The organism is Wenyingzhuangia aestuarii (genome assembly GCF_011927765.1).
Classification (GTDB): Bacteria; Bacteroidota; Bacteroidia; order Flavobacteriales; family Flavobacteriaceae; genus Wenyingzhuangia; species Wenyingzhuangia aestuarii.
Window position 1 is genome coordinate 17,111 of the sequence record NZ_JAATJG010000019.1, and the last position, 21,254, is coordinate 38,364.

At 34.0% G+C, this 21,254-nt stretch carries 15 protein-coding genes; 5 read left to right on the top strand and 10 right to left on the bottom strand.

The window, feature by feature from the left end:
* The first annotated feature begins 113 nt into the window (after window positions 1-113).
* On the top strand, window positions 114-710 hold the full coding sequence (locus tag GGR97_RS14420) for an HPP family protein (RefSeq protein WP_167899241.1): 597 nt from the start codon (window positions 114-116) through the stop codon (window positions 708-710).
* Window positions 711-745: 35 nt separating this feature from the next.
* Here the strand turns inward: GGR97_RS14420 and GGR97_RS14425 are convergent, their stop codons facing one another.
* From GGR97_RS14425 to GGR97_RS14460, 8 genes are all read right to left on the bottom strand, one after another.
* Window positions 746-1,138, bottom strand: coding sequence for a heavy-metal-associated domain-containing protein (locus GGR97_RS14425; RefSeq protein WP_167899242.1), 393 nt, complete (start codon window positions 1,136-1,138; stop codon window positions 746-748).
* A 28-nt stretch (window positions 1,139-1,166) separates the two neighbouring features.
* A complete protein-coding gene (locus GGR97_RS14430; protein ID WP_167899243.1) occupies window positions 1,167-2,939 on the bottom strand; it encodes an efflux RND transporter periplasmic adaptor subunit in 1,773 nt (590 codons plus the stop codon).
* 4 nt (window positions 2,940-2,943) lie between these two features.
* A complete protein-coding gene (locus tag GGR97_RS14435) occupies window positions 2,944-5,439 on the bottom strand; it encodes a heavy metal translocating P-type ATPase (protein ID WP_167899244.1) in 2,496 nt (831 codons plus the stop codon).
* A 72-nt stretch (window positions 5,440-5,511) separates the two neighbouring features.
* Window positions 5,512-6,075 carry a helix-turn-helix domain-containing protein gene (locus GGR97_RS14440; RefSeq protein WP_245229519.1) on the bottom strand — a complete coding sequence of 188 codons (564 nt, stop codon included), beginning with the start codon at window positions 6,073-6,075 and terminating at the stop codon, window positions 5,512-5,514.
* 12 nt (window positions 6,076-6,087) lie between these two features.
* Window positions 6,088-7,293, bottom strand: coding sequence for a TolC family protein (locus tag GGR97_RS14445; RefSeq protein ID WP_209272395.1), 1,206 nt, complete (start codon window positions 7,291-7,293; stop codon window positions 6,088-6,090).
* Window positions 7,294-7,342: 49 nt separating this feature from the next.
* Window positions 7,343-7,696 (bottom strand): four helix bundle protein, encoded by a 354-nt coding sequence (locus GGR97_RS14450; protein WP_167899246.1) that lies wholly within the window; start codon window positions 7,694-7,696, stop codon window positions 7,343-7,345.
* A gap of 202 nt (window positions 7,697-7,898) precedes the next feature.
* The gene (locus GGR97_RS14455) at window positions 7,899-11,687 is read right to left on the bottom strand and encodes an efflux RND transporter permease subunit (RefSeq protein ID WP_167899247.1); all 3,789 of its coding nucleotides are present in this window, start codon (window positions 11,685-11,687) and stop codon (window positions 7,899-7,901) included.
* Between the two features lie 115 nt (window positions 11,688-11,802).
* On the bottom strand, window positions 11,803-12,216 hold the full coding sequence (locus GGR97_RS14460) for an HYC_CC_PP family protein (protein ID WP_167899262.1): 414 nt from the start codon (window positions 12,214-12,216) through the stop codon (window positions 11,803-11,805).
* Window positions 12,217-12,567: 351 nt separating this feature from the next.
* Here GGR97_RS14460 and GGR97_RS14465 point away from each other — a divergent pair, with 351 nt between their 5' ends.
* From GGR97_RS14465 to GGR97_RS14480, 4 genes are all read left to right on the top strand, one after another.
* Entirely contained in the window at window positions 12,568-12,876 is a 309-nt protein-coding gene (locus tag GGR97_RS14465) for a hypothetical protein (RefSeq protein WP_167899248.1), read from the top strand.
* 53 nt (window positions 12,877-12,929) lie between these two features.
* Window positions 12,930-13,238 (top strand): hypothetical protein, encoded by a 309-nt coding sequence (locus tag GGR97_RS14470; protein WP_167899249.1) that lies wholly within the window; start codon window positions 12,930-12,932, stop codon window positions 13,236-13,238.
* A gap of 54 nt (window positions 13,239-13,292) precedes the next feature.
* Window positions 13,293-13,601, top strand: coding sequence for a hypothetical protein (locus GGR97_RS14475; RefSeq protein ID WP_167899250.1), 309 nt, complete (start codon window positions 13,293-13,295; stop codon window positions 13,599-13,601).
* 134 nt (window positions 13,602-13,735) lie between these two features.
* Window positions 13,736-15,079: a sigma-54-dependent transcriptional regulator gene (locus GGR97_RS14480; protein WP_167899251.1), complete on the top strand. Its 1,344-nt coding sequence runs from the start codon at window positions 13,736-13,738 to the stop codon at window positions 15,077-15,079.
* Here GGR97_RS14480 and GGR97_RS14485 read toward each other — a convergent pair.
* Together GGR97_RS14485 and GGR97_RS14490 are read right to left on the bottom strand one after the other, a co-directional pair.
* The gene (locus tag GGR97_RS14485) at window positions 15,072-17,480 is read right to left on the bottom strand and encodes an ATP-binding response regulator (protein ID WP_167899252.1); all 2,409 of its coding nucleotides are present in this window, start codon (window positions 17,478-17,480) and stop codon (window positions 15,072-15,074) included. The two genes, GGR97_RS14480 and GGR97_RS14485, sit on opposite strands and share 8 nt — an antisense overlap.
* A 67-nt stretch (window positions 17,481-17,547) precedes the next feature.
* Window positions 17,548-21,207 carry an AAA family ATPase gene (locus GGR97_RS14490; RefSeq protein ID WP_167899253.1) on the bottom strand — a complete coding sequence of 1,220 codons (3,660 nt, stop codon included), beginning with the start codon at window positions 21,205-21,207 and terminating at the stop codon, window positions 17,548-17,550.
* Window positions 21,208-21,254: the final 47 nt, after the last annotated feature.

A 21,254-nucleotide genomic window follows, 5' to 3' on the forward strand; every position in this document is an offset into this window, starting at 1 on the left:
TTTTCAATACTCCTTAAAATTATTTCAACTGTGGGTAGGCTATTATTTAAGAAGTATTTTTAGTATTGCAACTGATAAAATTAAGTTCAACCTCCTCCTCCCAATTTACATACATGAAACGTAAAATTCAACGAACGTTTAGAGTCTCTAAATACATTATTTACAAAGAAACCCTAGTAGATTATACCGAAACTTTTTGGTCTTTTATTGGTGGATTTGTAGGTATTGCTCTTATTGCCTTGTTGCAATCTTTTTATTTACCCAAGCAAGAAAGCGTGTTTTTAATAGGTTCTTTTGGAGCATCTTGTGTATTAATATACGGAGCAATCCAAAGCCCATTAGCACAGCCCAGAAATTTAATTGGCGGACATTTGGTTTCCGCAATTATTGGGGTTACCGTATTTAAATTCCTACCCGATATTATCTACCTAACAGCCCCCTTAGCTGTTTCTCTTTCTATTGTAGCCATGCAATACACCAAAACCCTACACCCCCCAGGTGGAGCTACAGCTTTAATAGCTGTAATAGGTTCCGAAAAAATTAAATCGTTAGGATATTTATATGTATTCTCACCTGTATTAACAGGAGTGCTAATTCTTTTTATAGTGGCTTTGTTGTTTAACAACATGACTAAAAACAGAAGTTATCCTACAAATCAAAACTTTACCAAACTCTTTAAAAGACGAAACAAAAAAGGTCTCAATAAATAACTGAGACCTTTTTTTATAGCTACAAACAGCAATTTTTATTGATTCATTTCCATGGTGTGATCGTACTGACAACAACCCGGTAACTTGCTATAATTTCCTTTGTTACTTTCCATTTTCTCGGTATCATAACCTGAATTGGCAATGGCATGGTGTATATCCATTTCATTGGCTTTAGAAGCATCATAAGAAACCGCTATGGTTTTCTTTTCTACATCCCAATCTGCATGGCTAACTCCCGCAACACTATTTGCTGCCTTCTCAATAGTCATTTTGCACATAGCACAATTCCCTCTTACCCCAAAAGAAACCTCTGTAGTAGCTGTAGCCTGAGCAACTTCGGTACTAGCTGTTTCTTTCTTTGCTTCACCTTTACAACTTACCAAGCCTACTATTGCTAAAAAGGCCATACTTAAAAATACTTTTTTCATGTTTTTATCTATTTAATTATTGGTTTATTTATTCTATAATTTGTGTGACTTCTCCACAGGTTAACATTGTTTTTCCAAAATAAGGATTGATTACCTTTTTTTCGCTACTTAACCAATCTGCTCCTTTGTTACTATCGGACATGGGGCAATGTTGTTGGTATACTTTTTCTTGAATTCCAAATACTTGAATCACCTTAATAAAAGCCATAGACAACTTTTTAAAATGTGTTCGTTGCTCTTCTATTTCTTTTGATGCTGCTAATAATTTTGCCATTGCCTCTAGATCTATTTTAGCAGACATCCATTGTTGATGAGCTTTCTTTTCTGTCAATAATTTCATATTCACCTTAGTCAAATTTTGTAACAATGTTTTGGATGCTACTACAACGGTTTCCGAGTCATCTTTGGTCAATGCATTTTTAATCACAATATAATCTTCATAGATGACATGTAACTGTTCTTGAAAAGCAGAGGCTACCTGTATTCTCTCGTTTGATTTTAGCACATCATCACTAGAAGAAGAAGTTGGCATGTTCATTCCCACATGAGCTTCATGGCCCGTTAGGGTTTTGCCTCCCTTTTTATTCATCATCGATTTTTTTCCTTGTAACTGAGCTGCAGCATCTACTGTAAAAGTTCCATTCATTACAATTTCATCTCCTACAGATAAGCCTTCTAAAATTTCATAGACATCATTCGTTTTATTTCCTAACACCACTTCCCTCATTTCAAAAACAGGTTCCGTAGCATGTACTTTTTGATAGACAACAGAACGTTTTCCTGTCCATAAAATTGCCGATGCTGGAATACGCAAGGTTTCTTCAGTCTCCATTTCTTTAAGCGCTACGGTTCCCGTTACAAACATTCCGGGTTTTAAAGCTCCATTTTTATTCTCTAACACCACTCGTAAATTTACCGTACGTGTTTGCTGATTCAGAACAGGGTCTATAAAACTAACCACTCCTGTATACGCTTTATGAGAAGTAGCATTCGTTTTAATTTTAATGCGCTGTCCTATTTTAAACCTATCTATTTGATGCTCATACACATCAAAATTAGCCCAAACGGAATTTAAATTAGCCACCTTAAAAATAGATTTTCCATCCATAATATGAGCTCCATCACTTACAGCTATTTCAGAAACCACCCCATCTACATGTGCATAAATAGCAAAACTAGTTTTTACGTTTCCCGTTCTTAACACCTCCTCTAATTGAGGTCCATGCACCATCCAGTTTTTAAACTTTTGATGTATGGCTTTAAACAATTCGGGTTGCGATTCTTTTAGTTCATTTGCCGTAATTAATTCTTGCTGAGCAGCCACCAATTCAGGAGAATAGATATCGGCCACTTTCTGACCTTTATATACACGTTCTCCCAAAGAAGTAATGTATAGTTTTTCTATTCTTCCGTTAAAATGTGCAGGTTGTATAGCGGTTTCATCTGCATTGATACTTATTTTCCCCGATAAGTTTACAGCCTTCTCTTCTGTATTTGTAGTACCAACCATAGTAGTTTGAATGTTAGCCAGAGCCATGGCATTTTCAGACAATTTAAACTGATTGGCCAACAAACCCTCTGCACTGCTTGCTGCAGGAATTAAATCCATCCCACAAATAGGACAATCTCCAGGTTCTGATTTCATAATTTGTGGATGCATAGAACAGGTCCACATTTCTTTCTCAACAGTTACTTCTGAATGCTTAGGACTTGTTTCTTTTGAACCTGAATATCCAAAGAACCAACTACCTAATAGCATTCCCACAACTAGTATTCCTATGTAAACTATATATTTTTTCATTTCTTTAAATATTCTCTTTTCTTAATCTTAAAGCATTGGCAATTACGGAAACCGAACTAAAACTCATAGCCAATGCAGCAATCATTGGAGATAATAAAATTCCAAAAACAGGGTATAAAACTCCTGCTGCAATAGGAACTCCAACGGAATTATATATCAAAGCGAAAAATAAGTTTTGTTTGATGTTTTTCATCACTGCATCACTTAAATTTCTAGCTTTTACAATTCCTTGTAAATCTCCTTTTACCAAAGTAATCATAGCACTTTCTATAGCTACGTCTGTTCCTGTTCCCATAGCAACTCCCACATCGCTTTTTGCTAAAGCAGGAGCATCATTAATTCCATCACCTGCCATGGCAACCACCTTTCCGTTTTGTTGGAGTTTTTCTACTTCTTTTAATTTATCTTGGGGTAACATACTTGCTTTAAAATCGGCTAAATTTAATTCTTTAGCTACGGCTTGAGCGGTATTGTAATTATCTCCAGTAAACATCATAACTTCTATACCTTTAGCTTGCAACTCTCGAATGGCTTTGGCACTGCTTTGTTTAATTTTATCAGCAATAACCACATACCCTATCACTTGCTTGTCTATAGCCAAATAAGAAACCGTTTTCCCTTGTTCTTGATAAGCCGTTACTTCTTTTTCCATCTCATCACTAATAGTAGCTTGAGCATGTTCCATCATTTTAGGATTTCCTAAAGCTATTTTTTTGGCATCCACCTCAGCCTCTACACCTTTTCCTGTTACAGCACTAAAGTGTTGCGATGCTAAGAGCTCAACCTTTTTTTCTTTTCCAAATTGAACAGTAGCAGCTGCTAAAGGATGTTCGCTATTGGCATTTAAAGAAACGATGTATTGCAAGATTTGAGTATCACTAAAACCATTCTGAAAAGACCCTACTTTTTCTACCGTTGGTTTTCCTTCGGTTAGTGTTCCTGTTTTGTCTACAATTAGCGTAGTTACCTTGTCCATTTTTTCCAAAGCTGCTGCATTTTTTATAAGCACTCCATTTTGTGCTCCTTTACCCACACCTACCATAATAGACATAGGAGTTGCCAAACCTAAAGCACAAGGACATGCAATAATTAAAACAGCAATGGCATTTACCAAAGCATAAACATATACGGGTTCAGGTCCAAAAGCAACCCAAAGAATAAACGTAACCACAGACACCAATACAACTACAGGTACAAAATACCCCGAAACTTTATCGGCTAATTTCTGAATAGGTGCACGACTCTTACTGGCATCATTCACCATGTGAATAATTTGAGAAAGCAAGGTATCGCTCCCCACTTTTTCGGCTTTCATTAAAAAGGATTGATTTCCATTAATGGTTCCACTATTTACCGTATCTCCTTCAGATTTGTTTACCGGAATGGGCTCTCCAGAAATCATCGATTCATCTACCGTAGTAGCTCCTTTGGTAATAGAGCCATCTACAGGAATTTTATCTCCGGGTTTTACTTTTAAAATAGCTCCAATTTCAATTGTATCAATAGAGACTTCAACCTCATCACCCTCAACTATCTGAATAGCTTTATTAGGAGCTAATTTTAACAATTCTTTTACGGCTGAATTGGTTTTACTATGTGCTCTGGCTTCTAACAATTGCCCCATTAACACTAAGGTTAAAATTACAGTTGCCGCTTCAAAATACACATGTACCGTTCCATGTTCGGTTTTAAACTGAGCAGGAAACACCTCCGGAAACAAAAGTCCAAATACACTAAACAACCAAGCCACTCCAGCACCAATACCAATGAGCGTAAACATATTTAAGTTCCATGTTTTTACACTTCTATATGCACGTTCAAAAAACATCCAGGTAGCATAAAAGACCACAGGAATAGACAAGCCTAACTGAATCCAATTCCAATAGTTTTGATCCAATACCTTATACAGTGGATTGTTTGGAAGCATTTCGCTCATGGCAATCAAAAATACAGGCAAAGTAAAAGCAAGCGCAATCCAAAACTTCTTCAATAACTTTTGATACGTTTTTTCTTCTGCTGAGACATCGGGTTCTTTAGGGACCAAATCCATTCCGCAAATAGGACAATCTCCAGGCTCTTCTTTTAGCACTTCAGGATGCATAGGACACGTATAGGCTTCTGAATGAACGGCCGTTAAATTTTGCTCCTCTACCAAATCCATTCCACACACGGGGCAATCTCCAGCTTTGTCATAAGTCTTATCTCCTTCACAATGCATAGGACAATAAAAAGTTCCTGTCCCTTTTCCTTTGGGAACACTTTCTTTTTTAACGGTATGTGGATGTGCTCCAAGCTTGTGAATACTATAACGTCCTCCAGCTGCCTTCAAAGCTTTTTGTAAGGTTTCCAACGGAATATGACTTTCCATTTCTATAGTAGCTTCCGCTTTTTGCAAATCTACATCAGCCTTAGCAACACCTTGTAGGTTAGAAAGAAGCTCTTCTACATGCCCACGACAACCGTTGCATGTCATTCCGTGTATGTGATATGTATGTTTCATGATATTCTCTTTTTTATACCCTCAAAATTAAACTAGACTCTTTGTTTTCTTTTGTATGATTAAGGTAGATGTTTATACAATTTTGTCCAATGTTTTTCGATTCCAATCTTTTGCCGTTTTATAGGCGGTCATAGACAAACCTGTAAGGAGTTTAAACTGCTTGGCTAAATGACTGCTACTTTTATAATTTAATGTGTAGGCTATTTCTGAAAAAGTGAATTGTCCCATTTGTATTAACTCCTTTGCTTTTTCTATTTTTAAATGAATTACATATTTTTCAATAGTCATTCCCGCTTCCGTACTAAACAACTTGCTTATTACCGAATAATCTTTGTTTAAGTGAGTCGCTAAATAAGTAGATACTTTTACATCAAAACCTCCTTGTACAATAATCTTTTCTTGTAAAAGCTCTTTTGTTTTTTCTACTAGTAATTCGGTATCACTTTTCATCATTTCAAAACCATTAGCCATGATGATTTTTTTAAAAGTTTTAAAATCAGTTTCCGAAGAAATAGTGGCTACTATTTCTCCTAATTCAATTTTAGAAAAAGGAATAGCAGCTTTGGATAATTCTTGATGCAGTACTTGCTTACACCGATCGCAAACCATATTTTTTATGTAAAACGTTTCTTCCATGCTTTGAACTCTCTATTTTATTAAATAATTAATGACTGTAGACATTGCATAGTATTTTTTAATAGCTTCTATTTGATTTACTTCAAACTTTAATTGCAGTTCTTGAATGTCTAAAACATCTTTAAAATCAATGGTTCCTGTTTCGTAATTTTTAAGTAAAATCTCTTCTGCCTTAGTTGCCTGATGTCTATTTTTAGTTTGTGTTTCATAACTAATTCTGGCTTCTACTCTTCCTTTTACAGCACGGTATAACAAGGTTTCTAATTTATTTAAACGCTCTTGTTTTTCCGAATAAATTTCTTGTTGTTTTAATGCATTCTGTTTGCTTCTTGATTGGTATTTCTTATTAAAAATAGGAATAGATAGCGACATCATAGGCATGACAACATCTTTTCCATTGTCGCTAAAAGTTGTGTTTGGAATTTTTGATACATTGATATAATCCAAACCAAAACCAATCATAGGCTGGCTATCTTTTTGATTTAACAATTCCGATTGCGTTACAGAGGTATACAACTTATCGTACTTTAACAATTCAGGATGTACCCCTAAGTTGTCTGAATGTAACTCCAACTCCTTACTTGGAATTTGCAAGGTAGTTTCCAACTCAACAGCAAGCTCTTTAGCTCTGTTTAACAACTTATTTAAAAGGGTTTGTTCCGCTAGAAATTGTTGTACTAAAATTTGTTTTAACTGCTCAATATCATTAATTCTCATTTCTAGTCTTAATACATCTACCACCGAAGCTTTTCCAACCTCTACAGAAGTTAATGCTAACTTTTTATATGTCTTTAATAAGGCTATGTTCTTTACAAATATTTCTTGTTTTTGCTGATTTGCACACAAGTTGTAATAAGCTTGCGATATTGAGCTGATTAATTTTCTTTTGGCAATCACCAAATCTTCATACTTAGCATCTGCCAAAGAATTTGCATAATTTTTACGAGCTGTAAGGGTTCCAAACCAAGGCAACATTTGTTTTGCCGACAATTTAAAGCGTTGAGGACCTGTTTTGGTTTCTGGTTCACTCACAAAATATCCCACACTTAATTCTGTATTAGGCAGTGTTTGTGTCTCATTTGCGTGCTCTGCTACAATTTGATGTTGCAATTCAAACTTTTGAATTTCGGGATTGTTTGCTAAACCTATTGCTATTAACTTTTCTAGTGATTGTGCATTCGCGAAGTGAAAAATTAGAAGTGAAAAAGTAACAATCATCACACTTCTTAAATCCCCCCCTTTATTTTTATATTCTGATGTTGTCATTTTACATTCTTGATTTTGTGGTTTTAATACTACTTACCAACATTGCCGTTAATTCTTTACATTGATTCATTAAAAATTCATGATTTTTAGTTTCCATATAATTGGTATCTTTTAAAAGATCCAACCAGTATTGAGTTTCGTTTGCTTCTTTTAAAGAAATGCTCATTTTATTCACAAAGTCTTTTTTACTCTGTGCAAATTCAGCTTCACGAATAAGAGCTCCAATTGCAGTTCCACTCCTTAAAAGTTGTTTGCTTAAAACATATTCTTTTTTTTCAGAAATCAATAATTGAGAAAGCTTTACTATATGAATAGCAAAAACATAACTTTTAGTTTTTAAAACACTCTCTTTCATAGCGCATTTGTTTTAGATCTTATTTTTTACTTTTTCACTTATCACCTCTCACTTCCCACTTTTAACTTATCACTTTTCACTTTTAACTTTTCACTTCCCACTTATCACTTTCCACTTTTCACTTTTAACTTATCACTTTTAACTTATCACTTCCCACTTTCCACTTTCCACCTTTCACTTCCCACTTCCCACTTTTCACTTTTCACTTTTCACTTTTCACTTTCATCTCTTCTCTCCAGCTATACAATACAGGTACAATAAAATAAGAAGTAATATCAATCACCATTCCCCCAAAAATGGGAATTGCCATAGGAATCATAATATCGCTTCCTTTTCCTGTGGATGTTAATACAGGTAACAAAGCCAATATGGTGGTTACCGTGGTCATTAAACAAGGTCTAATTCTTTTTTTAGCTGCATGCAAAGCTGCTGTTCTAATTTCATTTTTAGTTGTTGGTTTTTCTCTATCAAAAGACTGGGTTAAATAGGTAGCCATCACCACTCCGTCGTCTGTAGCAATTCCAAACAAAGCAATAAATCCAACCCAAACAGCCACACTTAAATTCACCGTTTTGATGTTAAAGAGCGTTCTCATATTTTCTCCAAACAATTCAAAATTTAAAAACCAATCTTGACCATACAACCAAATCATAATAAATCCTCCTGCAAAAGCAACAGCAATTCCTGTAAATACCATTAAGGAAGTTGTCATTGATTTGAACTGGAAATACAAAATCAAAAAGATAATGGCTAAAGCCAAAGGCACAACCACCCTTAATGTCTTTTCCGCTCTTAACTGATTCTCATAGGTTCCTGTAAATTGATAATTGACTCCTTTGGGAATTTTTAAGACTCCTGCCTCTATTCTTTGTTGCAACAAAGCCTGTGCATTTTCTACCACATCTACCTCTGCAAAACCTTCTAATTTATCAAACAATACATAGCCCATTAAAAAAGTATCTTCACTTTTTATAACTTGTGGCCCTTGCTCGTAACGAATGTCTACCAAATCTCCCATAGGAACTGGACTTCCATTGTCTACTGGCACATAAATGTTTTTTAAATCGTTAGGATGATTGCGTAGTTCCCTAGGGTAACGAACTCTTACATGGTAACGCTCTCTACCTTCTACGGTTTGTGTTAAGGGCATTCCCCCCACAGCTACTTTTAATACATCTTGAACCTGTGCGATAGAAATTCCATATCTCGCAATTTTTTCTCGATCAATATCAATTAACAAATAGGGCTTTCCTACAATTCTATCGGCAAAAACGGCTGCTACTTTTACACCTTCTACCTCTTTTAGAATACTTTCCAATTGCATTCCAAAAGCTTCAATTTGTTTTAAGTCTTGCCCTTTAACTTTAATTCCCATAGGTGCACGCATTCCTGTTTGCAACATCACCAATCGGGTTTCTATGGGTTGTAGTTTTGGGGCTGAAGTAACTCCTGGTAATTGGGTAACGCGAACAATTTCTTTCCAAATATCATCTGGAGATTGTATTTGGAGTCTCCAATTTCTATAAAACTCACCGTTGTCATCTTCAATTAATTGCTGATTGTTGATTTTGGTAATAGTTGTATTTTCTGTATAGTTAGGATTCGCAATCAAACGACCATCCTTTAAGACAAATAATCCATCCTTATTGACTTTGTAGCGTTGTCTTTTTCCTTTGGCATTACGCATGTATTCCGATTTGTACTGAATCATGTTTTCGTACATAGACAAAGGAGCTGGGTCTAAGGCAGATTCTGTTCTACCCGCTTTTCCTACCACGGTTTCTATTTCTGGAAGTGTAGCCACTGCCATGTCTAGTTGCTGTAAAACACGTTTGTTTTCTTCCACTCCTGCATGAGGTAAAGAAGTTGGCATGAGTAAAAAAGAACCCTCATTTAAAGAAGGCATAAATTCTTTACCGGTATTTTTTAAGATCCAAATTCCAGATAGTAAAACCGTTGTTGGAATTATTAAAAACAGCAATTTGTTGGCCAATGCCCATTGTAAAATACGACCATAATACATTCTAAAAACCGAAAAGATTCCTAAAATTCCAAAACAAAGGATGGAGACAAATACTAAGTTGATTAAGATACTCCTATCAAAACCTAAAGGTCTCCAATACTCAGCCAATAAGAACACAATGGCAACAGACGAAATACTAATGTTAATTGTATTTTTATCAAATGAAAAATTCATGTTCATCAAGCTGAACCTATATGCCCCTTTTTTAAAAAACAGACCATTCAATCCAAAAGCTATCAACACCAGTCCCAACCAATTCCCTAGAACAATAATGGCAATTCCGGCAAGTACTAAAGCTCCTTGAATGATTACATGGAATTGTTTTTTGATTTTGGTTTTTCTAAACAAAAAAGCCGCTAAAGGTGGAATTAGAAATAAGGCAATTACCAAAGAAGCCGCTAAAGCCATGGTTTTGGTAAAAGCCAAAGGTCTAAACAATTTCCCCTCTGCACCTATCATGGTAAAAACGGGTACAAAACTAATTATGGTGGTCATAACTGCGGTTACTATAGCTCCAGACACTTCTGCTGTGGCCTTGTAAACAACTTCATTAATCGTTAATTCTGGAGCTAGATTTAGCTTGTCGAAGTCTCCTTTTAATTTATCACTTTTAACCTTACATTTTTCACTTTCTTGGTCCAAATGACGAATCATGTTTTCGGCTAAAATAACTCCCACATCTACCATGGTACCAATTGCTATGGCAATACCCGACAAAGCCACAATGTTGGCATCTACATGAAATAGTTTCATGCTAATAAAAACCATCAATACAGCTACGGGTAACAACCCAGAAATCAATAAAGAAGCTCTTAAATTAAAAACCATCACAATAATCACCAAAATGGTAATTAGTATTTCTAAAACCAAAGCCTCGTTTAAGGTGGCTAAGGTTTCGTGAATCAATTCTGTACGATCGTAAAAAGGAACAATGGTTAACTGAGAAGTACGACCATCTGCCAGTACCTTAGAAGGCAAACCACCTTTTAATTCCTCTATTTTGGTTTTTACATCGTTAATCACCTCCATAGGATTGGCTCCATATCTTGCCACCACAACTCCTCCAACAACTTCTGCACCTTCTTTATCTAGCAATCCTCTACGTGCTGCGGGTCCTAAAGAAATTTTAGCAATGTCTTTTAAACGAATTGCTGTAAACTCCTTAGAAGCCACCACAGCGTTTTCTAAGTCCTTAATAGATTTTAAATAGCCCAAACCACGAACTAAATATTCTGCTTGGTTAATTTCTAAAGTTTGTGCTCCAATATCTTGATTGCTATCTTTAACCGCTTTTACAACCTGATTTAAAGTGATGTTGTATTGTCTCATTTTTTCAGGATCTACATCAACCTGATATTCTTGTACATAGCCCCCAATAGAAGCGACTTCTGAAACTCCACTTGCCGATGACAAGGCATATTTTACATAATAGTCTTGAATGCTTCGCAACTCATGTAAATCCCATCCACCGGTGACTTTTCCTTCGGCATCTCTTCCTTCTAAGGTATACCAATAAATTTGACCCAAACCTGTAGCATCGGGTCCTAAAGTAGGATTGATTCCTTGAGGTAATAAATTGGTAGGCAAAGAATTTAGCTTTTCTAAAATTCGACTACGAGACCAATAAAACTCTATATCTTCATCAAAAATGATGTAAATACTAGAAAAGCCAAACATAGAGGAACTACGAATGGTTTTAACACCTGGAATTCCTAATAAAGAACTTGTTAAAGGATAGGTAATTTGATCTTCTATATCTTGAGGGGATCTCCCCTCCCATTTTGTGAAGACAATTTGTTGATTTTCTCCAATATCTGGAATGGCATCCACAGCCACAGGGTTGCTAGTTAAGAAACCTGTATTCCAAGCAAAAGGTGAATTTACAGTTCCCCAACCTATGAATAAGACCAGCAACAATACGGCTACCAACTTATTTTCTATAAAAAATTTAATGCTTTTATTCAGCATGATTTTGAAATTTGAAACAATGAGACATAGATGTTCTAAAAACATCAGATACAACAAAACATCCTTATGCTTGTGAACTACACATCATAGGATACAAAGGTCTATTGAAAAAAAATCAAATTAAATAAGTCTCGTCTAGCTTGTAGATTTGTTTGCTAACGAGTGGCGGAGCATAAGCTCTATAAAAATTATCTTCCTTGGTTGTTTCTGTAAACAAGTTTAAATAACTGGTCATAAAAGAAACCAAAAACACTTGTTGTTCCAAAGAAATTTTAGAAACAGATTGTTGTAAATCATCTTGACCATCTACCGACAGTTGCTTGTCTGTACAACAATTACTTTTGGTAATAGCACAATCTTTAGAAGGAGCACTTGGCATTTCCATACCACAAGTTTTTGCTTTCTGAAAGACTGAAGAATCCATTAACGTATTTCCACAATAGTGCATATCAATAGTAAATGACATGGTAGAGCATAACACTACAAAGGCCATTAATAAGCTTGCTATTTTGCGAAAAATATGTTTCATCATAAAACAAAGGTATTTATTTAAATACATATTTCCTATTATTACTTTGATAGCGAAGATTCTAAAATCGGTTGAAACAAAACCTTTTTAGATAATATGCCCTTAAACGCTACAAACGGCTAGTCTTAGTATTTGTTTACACAGGTAGGTATCGAGTAATTTTTACACACCTGTTCCCTGTAAACCCCGCTTTTTTACACAACTTATTTTTAGACAAAAAAACTCAAAATACTTTTAAAATACTGATAAACAATGACTTTAACAGTACACAACTTTGATTTATACTTTGATGGCACATTTCTTTCTTTATCCTAATCGTAAATAATTAATAACAATTTAAAATCACATATCATGAAAAAGTTAATCCTATCAGTAGCAATTTTAGCAAGTGGAATGTCAACGTTTGCAATGACCAACAATGTTTCTCCTGAAACCACTATCAACATTCTAATGAACGAAGAATTTACAGAAATTTCTGTAGAGGAATTACCTGCAACAGTTACAGCAGCTGTTCAAAAAGATTTTGCCATGGCAACTATTAGCAAAGCATCTGTAAACGCTAGCGAACAGTACAAATTAGAACTTACTGTAGAGGGTGCTACTAATACCGTTTATGTAGACAAAGATGGAAATTGGTTAGAAGAAAGCGCTATTAAATAGTCACAAAAAAAGTAACAACAAATCATTTAATTATAAACATAAAATCACATATCATGAAAAAATTAGTTTTATCAATCGCAATTTTAGCTAGTGGAGTATCAACTTATGCAATCACAAACAACGTTTCTCCTGAAACTTCTATCAACATTCTAATGAACGAGGAATTTACAGAAATTTCTGTAGAAGAATTACCTTCAGCAATTACAGCTTCTGTTCAAAAAGATTTTCCTACAGCAACTGTTAGCAAAGCATTTGTAAATGCTAGCGGACAGTACAAATTAGAACTTACTGTAGACGGAAATGCTAATACAATTTATGCAGATAAAGAAGGAAATTGGTTAGAAGAAAGTGCGGTTAAATAATCACACAGAATACTAACAACAAATCATTTAATTATAAACATAAAATCACATATCATGAAAAAATTAATTTTATCAATCGCAATTTTAGCTAGTGGAGTATCAACTTATGCAATCACAAACAACGTTTCTCCTGAAACTTCTATCAACATTCTAATGAATGATGGATTTACAGAAATTTCTGCAGAAGAATTACCAGCAACAATTACAACTGCTGTTCAAAAAGACTTTCCTTCTGCAACTATTACCAAGGCTTACGTAAATACTAATGGACAGTACAAATTAGAACTTACTGCTGACGAAGCGAGTCATACTGTTTATGCAGACAAAGATGGAAACTGGTTAGAAGAAAGTGCGGTTAAATAAACCATTGATTACTTTATAGAGTTACCTCTTTAATTTATGTTAAAAAGGACGTTTTTACAAAAACGTCCTTTTTATGTTTTTTAAACGTATAAATCCCGATAACTTAATATTTTTGTAAAAACAAGCAGTAGTTTATGAAACAGATCCTATTAATAGAAGATGATGTCAGTTTTTCTAACATGTTAAAAAAATTTATGGAACGTCATGAATATGCAGTAGATGTGAGCTATACACTTCTAAATGCTACGCAACTTCTTAAAAAGAAAGACTACGATTTGGTTTTTACCGATTTACGTCTTCCTGATGGTGATGGTATTGCTTTGTTAAAACAATTAAAAGAAAACAACAGCCCCACTCCTGTAGTTTTAATGACCAGCTATGCCGAAGTATCTACAGCGGTGCAAGCCATGAAACAAGGTGCCTTTGATTATATTTCTAAACCTTTTAATCCTAATGAAGTTTTAGAAGTTATTAGCAATGCTTTAGAAATTAAAACTTCTGAAACCCCCACTCAAACCCAAAAAGCAACAACCCCTAAAAAGGCAAACAGCAATACCGATTTTGTAACCGGAATTAGTGCAGCCTCTAAAACCTTAACCGAATACATTCATTTAGTAGCTCCTACCAACATCTCCGTTTTAATTACTGGAGAAAGTGGAACGGGTAAAGAAGTGGTTGCTAAAAATATACATTTGCAAAGTACTAGAAAAGAACAACCTTTTGTGGCTGTGGATTGTGGTGCTATTCCTAAAGAAATTGCTTCTAGCGAATTTTTTGGACATAAAAAAGGTTCTTTTACGGGTGCTATTAACGATAAAATTGGACATTTTGAATCGGCTAATGGGGGAACTTTATTTTTAGATGAAGTAGGAAATTTATCTTATGAAAATCAAATTCAACTATTAAGAGCTTTACAAGAACGAAAAATAAAACCCATAGGAAGTAGTACCGAAATACAGGTAGATATTAGGCTAATCACAGCTACTAATGAAGATTTGTTAGAGGCCGTTGAAAAAGGAAATTTTAGAGAAGATTTATACCATCGTTTGAATGAGTTTTCTATTAAAGTACCCAATCTAAAAGACAGAAATGATGATTTAATTCTATATGCAGATTTCTTTTTAAACAAAGCCAATCAGCAATTAAACAAATCTGTGGTTGGATTTTCTAAAGAAGTACTGACTATTTTTCAGAATTACAATTGGCCTGGAAATTTACGTGAATTGTCTAATGTAATTAAAAGAGCTACTTTACTGACTCCTACAGATGTGATTGAAAAGATAGCCTTGCCAAGTGAATTGTTTCAAGCCCCTAAACCTAAAACAGCTCCTACTAATTTTTCTACAAAAGAAAACGAAAAGGATTTGATTATTAGCGCACTACACGAAGCTGACAACAATAAAACGCAAGCCGCTAAGTTGTTAAACATTACCCGAAAAACCTTGTACAACAAAATGAAACTATACAGCCTTAACTAAGGTAATCTTCTAGTGACTGAATAAAATGATCTAAAGTAGTTTCAAAAGCTGTAAAAAGGGGAAGATCTATAATTTCGGTAGTTTCAAACATTTCTAAAAAAGGAAGTACCGCTTGTACTTCTAACTGTTTAAACATACTCATCATTTTATGGCTGGTATAATTTACAGCAGCCACATCTTTTTCTTCTTTGGCTTTTTGTAGCAATAATTTATTCTGCTTGGTATCTTCTAAAAAAACAGTCAAGTTCTTTTTAATGGCAGCTACATCATTATTTAAAAAGATGCTTAAAGTATTAATATCAAAACCTTCTGGAGTTTTTAATGCTTTATGTGCTGTTGTTTGAACAACTAATTTAGCTTTAAAATATTGTTGCAATACATGTTCTAACTTATCCGTTCCAAAAGGTTTCATCAACACTTCTGAAAAACCACTTTCCAAATAATCTTTTACAGACAAATTGGATCTACCGGTCATGGCTACAATAGGTTGCTTTTTATAAGCACTTTGTTGTTTCAGAAGCTCCATAAAATGAATCCCGTTCATTTTTGGCAATTGAATGTCTGTTAACACTAAATCAAAACTAAGGGTCGCTATTGCATCCAATGCTTTTTGGGCATTCTCAAAAATATGCGATGTGATTCCGTATTGCTGTAACAAATCGTTTAATAGTTGTCGCATAGAAACATCATCTTCTACCACCAAAACCGTAATATCAAAACTCATTTGTGGTTTTACTTCTTTAGATTTGCTTAACACTTCATCAGACAAAGTAACAGGAACCGATAATGTAAACGTGCTTCCTTGCCCTACTTTGCTTTCTAAAGTTAAATCTCCTCCTAACAATTCAGACAATTTTTTAGAAATGGTTAAGCCCAAACCAAATCCGTTTTGTTTGTTGGTTTTAGAATTTTCTCCTTGTCTAAAAGCTTTAAAAATATTTTTTTGCTGTTGCTCATCAATCCCTATTCCGGTATCTGTTACAGAAAGATGTAATGTATTCTTCTCTAAAGAACTTGTAATGGTCACAGTTCCCTCATCGGTAAACTTATAAGCATTGATGACCAAATTGTACAAAATTTGTTTGATTCTAAAAGGATCACTAATCACCAAGTGTTCTATATTGTCATCAAAAACAATGTTGAATTTTATGGATTTTTGTGCCACCAAACTTTCGGCATGTTTGACAATCTCCTTGAGTAAATTTTCCAAATCAAAAGGGACAGAGGTTATAGAAATATTATTGTTTTCTAAGTTGGAAAATTCTAACAAATCATTCACCAATTGCTCCATATAAGTAGATGCACTTTGGATGTGTTCTATATAATTAGAATCTTTTACACTGCTCATTGATTTTTGCAACAACTCACTATAGCCCGTAATGGTATTTAAGGGAGTTCGTAAATCGTGACTCACCATAGAAATAATTTGTTCCCTACTTTTTAACAGAGAAGAACTCACCTCATTGGCTTCTTCTAGTTTTTTGCGATAGCGTTGTCCTTTCCAAAAATCATATAAAAAAATGACCGAGAAAATAACAATGATGACAAAACTGGTTGCGGCTGCAAACAGAATAATATTCTTACTTCTTTCTAATGATTTTTCTCTTTGTATGTTAATGGTTTTGGTATGTTGAATAATATCTCGTTCCAAAGCATTTAACAATTCACGCAATTTTCTAGAAATCAACACATCGTTTTCTACCAATTCACGCTCTTTTCTTTCTAAAGTTCTTCGCTGGTATTCAATTTCTTTTTGAGCATCGATTAATTTGCTTTTAGAAATGGTTAACAAAGAATCTATTTGATTCTGAGTCATATTGCTATCAGCATTTTTGGGATTCAATCCATTTAAAACTCGAACATAATCTTCTATTTCTTCAGGAGTTTTTTTACTTAAAGGTTTGATTCCCCTAGAAAAATCGGCAATAAACATTTTTCCTAAAAGAGAGTCTACAGTACTTAATTTTTTAAGGGCGGTATGAATGGAGGCATCCGAATTATCGTTCTTTTTCAATCTGTTTAAACCAACAATGTTTTTTAGTTTATGATCTATCAGCAGCTTAATGCTATCTAAAATAGTTTCCTGAAAATCATTATCTACAATAAAGTTTAAAGAATCTATTTTTAAGAGCAACTGCTCATTTTCTAAAGCGTATTGTTTTAGTTTTTTAGTAGAATTTAATTGAAGTGCTGCTCTTGATAAACTTTCGTTTTCATAAATACTAGCGATTAAACTTCCTACTTTTACAATTTTACTTCTGTCAGAAATATCTTGTTTTTGGATTAGGGTAAAGGTCTTAATTTCAGAAATCACCAAAACACCTGCAATGGTTGCTAAAATTCCAAGAATAATATAACCTGTTACTACTTTAAACGTAATTCTATGTTTGGGTGATTGCATACAGAAATTAGAAAATTTAAGTTATAAATATAAGCACTTCCTTCCTCCTAACGAAACCAACAGCCGCTTATTGCACCAATTTTAACTCGCTAATTCCCTCTCCTTTTTTGTGAATCTGAATTTGAGTACTAATGCGTTCTTTTAAACTTTCTACATGAGAAATTACCCCAATCATTTTCCCTTGAGATTGTAAATTTTCTAAGGTACTTACTACGGTTTCTAGCGTATTTCCATCCAAAGTTCCAAAACCTTCATCTATAAAAAGAGATTCTATTTTTACATTGTTACTCGCTAAGTCAGACAAACCTAAAGCCAAAGCCAAACTGATTAAGAATTTTTCTCCACCGCTAGAGGTATCTACATAACGAGTTTGATCGGCTTGGTAGTGATCCATTAATTTAAAACTCAACTCCTCCCCTTTAGCATAACTAGGCTCTAGTTGTAAAGAGTAACGCTTGTTTAATTTAAAGAGATGAATATTGGCTAAATCTATCAAACTCTTTAACGTTAAACGCTGTACATAAATATTAAAAGCATCTTTAGATCCTCCTAACACTTTTAATAAATTGGTCCATTTAGCCACTTCTTTTTCTTGTTGACTAATTTTTTGTACCACCTCTTTGTTTTGAGATTTTAGCAAATCGTTGGTTGCAAATTGTTGTTGTAATTTTCCTTTTTCTTCTGCTAAATTTCTTTTTACTTGTGAGCTATTCTTTAGTTGTAAAGCAACTTCTTCTTGAGTCAATTCAAAATCCTTCTCCTTTTCTAATCTTATTTTTTCTTTTTGATTGTTTTCTAACCAAGCCTTTAACGCTAATTTTCGCTCATGAATCTTTTTCTCCATCTCCTTAAAGCTCACTCGTTCATCATCTTGCAACAACGCTTTTTGAACGTCTTCTATAGAACTAAAAACAGCCTTTTCTAATTTAATTTCAAGGTTCGCATTTAGTTCTTTTAAACTTTGCTCTAGCTCTTGTATCTGCTTTTCCAATCCAGCAATTTTAGTAGAAAGCGAAATTTGTTTTTCTTTTAATTCCGTTTCCGTTTTTAGAGCAGCTTCGTAATTTTTAGTGGCCAAAGATCTTTTCTCTTCTAAAAGACTTCTTTGTTTTACAACGGTTAGGTCTTTGGGTAAAATGGCAACTCGCACTATCTCTTGCTGCTTGTAAGTCTTCTTTAGTTCATCTAACTCTTTTTGATTGTTTTGAAACTGTTGCTGATAAAGTTCTAAATTCTTTTGAGCATTTTCTAAAGTTGTCTCTAAAAGTCCTTGCTTTTCTTTTAAAGCTTGTAGTTTATTTTTATTCGTGTTGTATTGCTGAACTTGTTGCTTTAATTGTTGTAAAAACTCTTTAAAAGTAGTCTCTTTAGGCAAACTCAACTTTTTTGCAGCCAAGGCGGTTTCTAATTGATGAGTAGCTAAGGCGATCTGATTTTTAATTTTTTCTATGGATTTTTCAACATCACTTAGTGTCTCTTTTTTATTGATTTCAGCCGTTTTACACTCGGCTAATTTTGTTTTAAAATCGTTTACATGAACCAATAGATTTTTAACAAGTTCACTTAGCTTATTTTTCTCCTCAACTTGATCTTGTACTTTCTTTATTTTTAGATGTAAAGACGTTAATAAATCCTCTAGATCTTTTAAAGCTCCTGCTATTTTTTCTTGTTCGGTAAACGCTAAAGAAATACCTAAATGATCTTTAGTAGCCAGCAATTCTTTCACCTCTTTTTCTATAGTCTCTAACTGAGTAGTGTAATGAGCTACCAACGGTTTTTTAGCTACTAAAGCGGTTCTAGTTTCCGTTAAGGTTTCAGTACAAATTTTTAATTTTTCTTTACGGATTTCTACTTCCTTTTCCGCTGTAGAAAGAGTTTTATCTTTATACGTTTCTACAAAAGGATGTTCCAAAGAACCACACACTTTGCAAGGTTCTCCGGCAACCAAAGCTTCTCTTTCTTTGGATAAATTAATAATTAAAGCTTCTTGTTTGTAAATTGTTTCCGCATCTGCAAAGCTTTGTTTTGCGATGGTTTCTTCTTTTTTTAACTGTACAAGCGTTTGGTCTAAGACTTTAATTTCTTTTTCTAAAGCAAGGTGTTTTTCTTTTAAAACCTGTTCCTCTTTTTTAATTTTAACAAATCTATCAGCCGTGTTTTTAAACTCTTTTAAACTTGTTAGTTTTTTAAATTCAAGCTCCTTGTAGTTTAAAAGTTCGTTCAAATGGTTAGAGGATAATTCCTTTTCTAAAATCTCTAAAGCGTTCTTTTTTGCTTGATAATCCTCTTGAACAAGCAATTCTTTTTTACCTAATTCCTCTTTGGTTGCTGTAATAACTTGTAGGTCATTTTTGAGTTTCTTTTGAGATCTCATCAATTCCTCAAACTGCTCTTTATCTTTACTTAATTCAGCCTCCAACCCATTCCATTCCGTTAAACTTTCTTCAATGGTTGGAAGATTTTTATGTTGGTTGATCTGTTCCTCTAAAGGAAGTAACTCCACTTTAATTTTAGAAAGTTCTCCCTCTTTATCTTTAACGAAGGTTTTTAATTTTTCTAATTCAGTAAGGGTGTTTTTTTGCTCACTATTCACCTTTTTACCACGAATTGTGATGGCTTGCAGTTCGGTATCTAAGGCAGTGATGGTAGAAAATTGAGGCTCCCATTTTTTATACGTAGCATCCGCTTCTTCTTTGGCTAATTTTTGAGCAACAACAAGTTCACTTTGTTTGCTAAGTTGCTGGTTTACTAGCGTTAATTCACGAGTATTGGTAATCCTTTCTCCTTTTTGAAGTAATAAGGATTGTTCCTCTTTTTTTAAACTATTCAACAATTCTTTAAACGGCAAAGCTTGTTCATCTTGCGCTAACAAATTCATGTTTGGCTGATGACCATCTACCCATTTTTCTAAAGCTATTTTTTTGATAAGCAAATCACTTTCTTCAGCTTCTAATTTTTTATAATTTGTATACCAAGTCTCTATTTTTTGATAAGAATTTTCTTCGATTTCTATTGTTTTTAATTTTTTATCAATACTAGTTAACTCTTGCTCTTTTTGAGTTAGTTCTTCTGTCGATAATAAATTTTTAGTATCAACCGTTAGCTTTAAATCCTCTAAACATCTTGTTTCTTCAGATTTTCTACGCTGTATGGTTTCTCCAATACGTTTGTAAATTACTTCTCCTGTAATTTGCTCTAACAATTTAGCTTTGTCGGGTCCTTTGGCGGATAAAAAGGCTGCAAATTCACCTTGAGCTAACAATACAGAACGTAAAAACTGATCGTAATTTAACGAAGTCACCAATTCTACTTGCTCTTTAACTTCACGTTTTTTTTCTCCTAAAATTTTACCTGTCGTTAAATTCTTAAAACTTACTTTTTCCTCTGGAGTGGTTCTTTTTTTTCCTGTTTTGGTCACCAAACTCATTCCCCAATAAGCTTCATAAACATCGGTTCCATTTTGAAATTCCACACTAGAAAAAGCACTGTTAGCACCGTAACTAACTACGTTTTCTAAACTTCTAGAACCTACACTATTAAAACGAGGTACCTGATTGTATAATGCAATTGTAATGGCATCTAACAAAGTAGTTTTTCCTGCTCCGGTAACTCCGGTAATGGCATACAATCCTACATCTTTAAATACATCAGAAGTAAAATCTACTTGAATAGCTTGTTCTGATTTTAGGGAATTTATGTTGTGAAGAGTGATTTTTAAAATTTTCATAAGAAACAAATTGGTAAAACGATGATGTAATTTTTAAGCATTTAAAA